Source organism: Bacillus sp. mrc49, assembly GCF_002803435.1.
The window spans coordinates 1-6391 of record NZ_PHNG01000747.1; the positions used below are offsets into that span (position 1 = coordinate 1).

The window sequence follows — 6391 nt, forward strand, 5'->3', positions numbered from 1 at the left end:
ACCAAGATGCTGTTCCTCTGGATTTCGAGCCCCCAATTTTTGATGGGGCCGAGGGAAGATACGAATCCGTAATTGACGATGACTGCATCTACATCCAGCGTTTCTGTATCTTCACCCTTTGGGTCCTTGATGGCGACAGTATGGATCCGTCCTTCCGTTCCAATCAAATCAGCCGGTATGTAAGGGGTGAGTACTTCAACCTTGGAATTTTTAAGGTTTTCCACACTATGTTCGTGGGCACGGAATTTATCTCTTCTATGAATGATGCTCACCTTTTCGGCGATTGGCTCCAGCATGAGGGCCCAATCCACTGCGGAATCCCCGCCTCCGAAAACGGCGACCTTTTTGCCTGCGAAATGATTGAGATCGTCGATGAAATAATGAAGGTTGCTGCTTTCATATTCTTTTGCCTCATCAATTTCGATGCGGCGGGGTTGGAATGCACCATTGCCAGCTGTGATGATGATGGTTTTGGAATAATGGATTTCTTTATCGGTCGTTAACTTGAAGACCCCGTCGGCTTGTTTTTCGACGTCTTGCACGGCTTGCTCGAGTACAACGGTCTGTTCGAACTTTGCCATTTGTTCTTTCAGGTTATTCACTAGCTCCTGTGCGCGCACTTTAGGGAAACCAGCGATATCATAAATGTACTTTTCAGGATAAAGGGCAGATAATTGCCCGCCTAATTGTGGGAGGCTTTCGATGATTTTTACCGATGCCTGCCTCATGCCGCCGTAAAATGCGGTGAATAATCCAACCGGACCTCCGCCAATGATGGTGATATCATAAACCTTTTCGTTAACTTCCAACGTTATCCCTCCGATATACTAGGTTTGCTGAAATATATTCTCTTATTTTACCATAGATGAACTTTGAAAAAACGAGAAAAAAGTTAGAAAGTTTCGACTATTATTTCGGCGTATGGCAACAGCAGCCTCGCTCTCGTTTTTAGCGTCTGGAAATACTCGTGGCTAAGCCTATTAAAATGGGTTCTGTTGAAGGGGGGATATGGTCTTGAAGAATCCGTTTTTCACTTGAAAAAATTATTGAAAAAGACTAATATTTACTTATGATTCATTTATTACAAGTTTGAAGGGTTACGTGAAATGCGTCACATATGTATAAGCGTGCTTTTTATAATGTAGATTAATAATATAAAAAATAGATGTTAGTTATGGAAAGCAGCACAAGAAAATATCGTAAAGGTGGACGAATTCTTTTGAAAAAGCCAACTATCGTTGTTTTAGGTGCAGGTTATGGTGGGTTGATGACCGTTACGCGCTTGCAGAAGGCACTGGGGCAAAATGAAGCAGAAATCGTATTAGTCAACAAAAATGATTACCACTATGAAACTACATGGCTGCATGAAGCATCTGCCGGGACCCTTCATCATGATCGTGTCCGCTACCCGATTAAAAGTGTCATTAACGGCAGCAAAGTTAAATTCATCCAGGATTCCGTTTTGGAAGTGAAGACGGACGATAAAAAAGTCGTTCTTGAAAATGGCGAAATCGCTTATGATTACCTTGTGATCGGGCTTGGGCCTGAATCGGAAACTTTCGGAATCCAAGGGTTGAAGGAATATGCTTTCTCCATCTCCAATGTGAACACTGCACGCGAAATCCGTGATCATATTTCGTTGCAATTCGCTACCTATAGCTCTGAGGCAGAGAAGAATGAGGATCGCTTGACCATCATTGTCGGGGGAGCCGGATTTACCGGTATCGAATTCCTTGGGGAACTGGCGAACCGGGTCCCAGATCTTTGCAAGGAATACGACATTGATTTCCAGAAGGTCCGCATGTACTGTGTGGAGGCCGCGCCAGCCGTCCTTCCTGGTTTCGATCCGGAATTGGTGGACTATGCCGTTTCGTATCTTGAGAAAAAAGGTGTTGAATTCAAGATCGGGACTCCCATCAAGGGGGCGACGCCTGAAGGCATCATCGTTTCAAAAGGCGAAGATGAAGTGGAAGAAATCAAAGCGGGCACCGTGGTCTGGGCTGCTGGCGTACGCGGGAACTCCGTGATCGAGGCTTCCGGATTCGAGGCTATGCGCGGCCGTATTAAAGTGAACCTTGACATGCGGGCACCAGGGCATGACGATATCTTCATCGTGGGTGATTGCGCCCTGATCATCAATGAAGAAATCAACCGTCCCTATCCTCCTACCGCCCAAATCGCCATGCAGCAGGGAGAGGTCATTGCGAAAAACCTGACTAAGCTGGTCCGTAATGAAAGTGCCCTTGAAACGTTTGCCTTCGAAAACAAAGGAACGGTGTGTTCATTAGGTGATGACAATGCAATAGGCGTCGTATTCGGTAAGAAGGTGACTGGAAAGACCGCATCCTTCTTGAAGAAGATGGTCGATAACCGAGCATTGCTACTGATCGGCGGGCCTTCCCTGGTCGCTAAAAAAGGCAAGTTCAACATCCTTTGATTTTTTAGGGACATATTAACCGAAGCCATTTGGGGAGAATCTCTGAATGGCTTTTTAATGGCATCCATCGCTGATCGGGGCATGAAGCTTGTATCGAAGATCATAAGAGGGAAAGTGTTCGGCCATCCGCATCGAGTGATTGGTTAAAATGATTATAGGGAAGTGGAATTTGGTGGAACGGTGCAAAAATGTATGGCTGGCAGTGTCTGGCCTTGTGATATCCGATAAGGGAGAATGGCTCGTGGTGAACAAAAGGTATGGCGGGTTGAAAGGGCAATGGTCGCTGCCTGCAGGTTTTGTCAAACATGATGAAACCGTTGATGAGGCTGTTGTAAGGGAAGTGTTCGAGGAAACGGGCATCCATGCGGAAATCGAAGGCATGGTAGGTGTCAGAAGCGGAGTCATCAAAGGGGAGATCAGTGATAATATGTTGGTGTTTTTACTTAAACCGCTCAGCTTTGAGGTCACCGCCCAATTGGATGAACTATATGAAGCTAAGTTTTATGATCCTGATTCATTGATGCAAGAGGGGAAGCAATCTCTATTATTGGAGCAGCTGTTAGCTTTTAAAAAGGAAAGAATGCAGACGATGCTTGATGGATTGAACCCGGGGGATCAATTCGGTTATACATCGTATAAATTATTCATGTGAATTGGGTAAATATATTTTCTTCGACATTATTTGGCATTAAGTCGTTGACGCGGCAATTATTTTTTCAGTAAACTAAAGGTGTCGCTTTTAAGGGGGTCAAGAATAACATGCCATTGCCCGTTTTAATTATCTCAATACTCTTATTTTTCATATTATTTTTTGGAATTGGCTTTTTGCTCAATATGCTTTTTCGTTCATCATGGATCATGGTCATTTTATTTCCCATCGTCTTCATCGTCATTGTCAATGAAACGAAGCTGATCGAATATTTCCGAAATCCGGGAATGTCCTTTTCAAGCCTTGGGTCGAACCTTACATCCTTGCATTCGGCAGATATCATTATTTTATCAAGCGGGCTGCTTGGTGCCGTTTTAGCTGGTGTGGTTATTAAAACGTTAAGAAAAAAAGGATATCAGATGTTTTGATCAAGTTGGATCGTCTTCATGGACGGTCCTTTTTTGTTTGGGAAAAAGGTTGTTTTGCCAGTTTATGAATACTTTCTCTCTGGAAAGGGAACAAATATCCTTGTGAGAGGAGTGGAATGAATACATATGAAGGTCTGTAAGGCATTATTTTTGAGGGTTGCTATTATCATATTGTTTATCTTGGCCATCGACTCGACCTTAAATCATGTTTTTGGGGCTACAACTGAGGTTGACCCATTCGAAGAGACGATGAGACAACATCGATTGCTTGGGCTCGAATACAAAACCATCCATAGGGGGGATCAGGTGGCAACACTAGTTGCATCCGCTTCCAGGAGCAATGGTCCGGCGACGATAGAGGAAGGCATCGAGCTTTTGAAGTATCCTAAGCATGAAGTGCTCGCTACAGGGTACACGGCCGGATATGAATCAACCGGAAAATATCCGGAAAGCCCTTCCTACGGCATTACCTATTCAGGAGTGAAGGTGAAGCGGGATGTGTTTTCCACGATTGCCGCCGATCTAGCCGTCTTCCCGCTCGGAACCATCCTATGGATTCCTGGCTATGGTTATGGAGTGGTAGCCGACAAGGGGGGCGCAATCAAAGGGAATCACCTTGACCTCTATTATGAAACGGTGCAGGATGTTTATGATAATTGGGGTAAGAAAACCCTTGAGGTATATGTTGTGCAAAAAGGGAGCGGCGCGTTGTCCGAGGAACAGTTAAGTAGGTTGAATGAGACCAAGATCAGGAAGGTATTCAAGCATAAAATGAACGAACGGGCGTTGAACGAGCATGTATCATCCTTTGCCTTTTAATCATTCAAATGGGTGAACTCCATTTTCAACGAGTTTGCCCGAAGCGTAAGGCTGCCCCGAGGGGCAGCCTTTTCATGTCAATGCTTTATGTGATTGTAGGCGTTTGGATGCAGGGTCCTCGCCAATTTCGACAATCCATCCAATAAACGGGGGGATGGACGGCAAAATAATGGTTCTTCCATGATGTGGATATTATGATTGCGAACTGCTTTCATATCGCTCCAACCATTTCGCTTCTTGACAAGCCCCGGGTTCACTTTGCGTAAAGGAACCCCGACCCATGCTAAGCAAATGTGGTCGGGATCCTTTTCGATGACCTCTTCGGAAGTGACTTGGATGCTGGCCATGTTCACTTCTTCAAAAAGATTATATCCTCCGGCCAGTCGGCTGATTTCGGATAACCAATTGACCCCGCCTGGGCTGAATAAGGGGTTTGGCCACCACTCCCAATAAAGGGAAGGCTTCGTTTCGATTGTATCGGCGACGTCCTGATAGCGGAGGATCGTGGCCCTGAATTTGGCAGCCTGCTTCTCTGCTTCGTTCTTAAGATTTGTCGCCTCCCCCAAGGTAAGCATATCCTGGGCGATATCTTCAAGCGATTGCGGGTTGAAGATGATATGGGGAAGGTTTCGCTTTTTTAATGCTTCAATATTTTTTTCCATGCCGGGTACACTTAATGAAGCCAATATCAAATCAGGTTTCAATGCTTCCACTTGATCGATATCGATCGATAAATCCGGCCCGACTTTAGGAAGGTGCTGAATGGATTCAGGCCAATCCGAGTAGTCGTCGATGGCGATCAGCTGATCCTCGATTCCTAAGTAAGTGCATAGTTCCGTATTGCTGGGGCATAGCGAGATTATTTTCAACTGTATCACCTACCCTTGAAAAATGAAAAAGTGAAGCACAAGTGCAATGAATACACCGGTCAAGGCTCCGAAAAATACCTCGATCGGCTTATGGCCCAACAGTTCCTTTAATTGTTGTTGTTTTTGCTTTTCCTCTTTTTTTTGCCAATTTTTCGCTTGCTCGACAAATGTATTGAAATCGGTAACGAGGCGGTTCAAGACGGCAGCCTGTTCCCCTGCCTGCCTCCTTACGCCTGTGGCATCGAACATCGTGATGACGGCAAAGATTGCGGCAACCGCGAATACAGGTGAATCCATGCCAGTTTCAATCCCTACGGCAACGGTGAGAGCTGACACGGCTGCCGAGTGGGAGCTGGGCATCCCGCCCGTCGAGTTAAGAAGTGCCCAGTTCACCTTACGAAAAGCGATGAAATGGATGGGCACTTTGATGAATTGAGCAAAGAAAATGGCAATCAATGCTGCAATCAAAGGGAAGTTGAGAAAAAAATCCAAAATTATCAGCCTTCTTTCCGATTATGAGTAACGTTGAAACCATATAAGGATAAGTAAGAAATCCTGCTTTTGCATGAGCGAACTTATCCGGCATTTATAATTAGTTCCATCAAATCCTGTCGATTCCCTGCTGGATAAGGATAAAATATGATCTTTCTTATACTATTACTCTAAAGTCACCTTTTCTAAACAATATCCTTGATAATATTAATTTCAAATGCCTTTATCGAAAACTTTGGAAGATTTCGTTATAATGAAGGTAATCGAATGGAGGAGATAGCATATGTTCACAGTTAAAGATTCCTTGAATATAGATTTGATCGACGAATGCTTGGTCCTGGGTGTGTTTGACAGACCGATCAAGTTCACTGGCATAGGGAAGGAAGCCGATGAGCAATTGGGCGGGCAGCTAACAGAGTTAGTGAAAGCTGGAGAAATCTCTTCCAAGAAAAAATCAGTGGTTAAAATACATACATTAGGCAAGTTAGGCGTGAAGCGGTTGGTGTTTGTGGGCCTGGGCAAGGAAAAAGAGCTTACTTTCGAAACGCTCCGCGAAGCGCTCGGTAAAGCGCGTAAAACGATTGCGGAATCCAAGCTGACGACTCTGTCGATCGCCTTGGATACATTCACGACTGAAAACCTGGATGCCCTGGACGCTGCGCATGCGTGCTCGGAGGCGTTCGAACTTGCTTCCTAT

General features: G+C 44.9%; 8 protein-coding genes. 5 read left to right on the forward strand and 3 right to left on the reverse strand.

Features of this window, described 5'->3' with window-relative positions:
- Positions 1 to 809 (reverse strand): NAD(P)/FAD-dependent oxidoreductase (locus tag CVN76_RS21890; protein ID WP_100533048.1); only part of this gene is annotated, 809 nt, incomplete at its 3' end.
- Between the two features lie 410 nt (positions 810 to 1219).
- Between CVN76_RS21890 and CVN76_RS21895 the strand changes: the two genes are divergently transcribed.
- The 4 genes from CVN76_RS21895 (at position 1220) to CVN76_RS21910 (ending at position 4333) form a co-directional block, all read left to right on the forward strand.
- Entirely contained in the window at positions 1220 to 2437 is a 1218-nt protein-coding gene (locus tag CVN76_RS21895) for an NAD(P)/FAD-dependent oxidoreductase (protein WP_100533049.1), read from the forward strand.
- A gap of 148 nt (positions 2438 to 2585) precedes the next feature.
- Entirely contained in the window at positions 2586 to 3089 is a 504-nt protein-coding gene (locus CVN76_RS21900; protein ID WP_100533054.1) for an NUDIX domain-containing protein, read from the forward strand.
- Between the two features lie 107 nt (positions 3090 to 3196).
- Entirely contained in the window at positions 3197 to 3514 is a 318-nt protein-coding gene (locus CVN76_RS21905) for a YuiB family protein (protein WP_100533050.1), read from the forward strand.
- A gap of 126 nt (positions 3515 to 3640) precedes the next feature.
- Positions 3641 to 4333, forward strand: a complete 693-nt coding sequence (locus tag CVN76_RS21910) for a 3D domain-containing protein (protein WP_100533051.1) — start codon at positions 3641 to 3643, stop codon at positions 4331 to 4333.
- 77 nt (positions 4334 to 4410) lie between these two features.
- Here CVN76_RS21910 and CVN76_RS21915 read toward each other — a convergent pair whose 3' ends face one another.
- Positions 4411 to 5202, reverse strand: coding sequence for a cobalamin-binding protein (locus tag CVN76_RS21915; RefSeq protein WP_100533052.1), 792 nt, complete (start codon positions 5200 to 5202; stop codon positions 4411 to 4413).
- 9 nt (positions 5203 to 5211) lie between these two features.
- The gene (locus CVN76_RS21920) at positions 5212 to 5694 is read right to left on the reverse strand and encodes a divergent PAP2 family protein (RefSeq protein ID WP_100533053.1); all 483 of its coding nucleotides are present in this window, start codon (positions 5692 to 5694) and stop codon (positions 5212 to 5214) included.
- Between the two features lie 283 nt (positions 5695 to 5977).
- On the opposite strand from CVN76_RS21920, the gene CVN76_RS21925 reads away from it, so the two are divergent.
- A partial coding sequence (locus tag CVN76_RS21925; RefSeq protein WP_332850660.1) for a M17 family peptidase N-terminal domain-containing protein occupies positions 5978 to 6391 on the forward strand: 414 nt, incomplete at its 3' end.

Excerpts from the sequence above, each read along its gene's own strand:
- CVN76_RS21900 (WP_100533054.1), top strand. The coding sequence starts at position 2,586 with ATGATTATAGGGAAGTGGAATTTGGTGGAACGGTGCAAAAATGTATGG.
- CVN76_RS21905 (WP_100533050.1), top strand. The coding sequence starts at position 3,197 with ATGCCATTGCCCGTTTTAATTATCTCAATACTCTTATTTTTCATATTA.
- CVN76_RS21910 (WP_100533051.1), top strand. The coding sequence starts at position 3,641 with ATGAAGGTCTGTAAGGCATTATTTTTGAGGGTTGCTATTATCATATTG.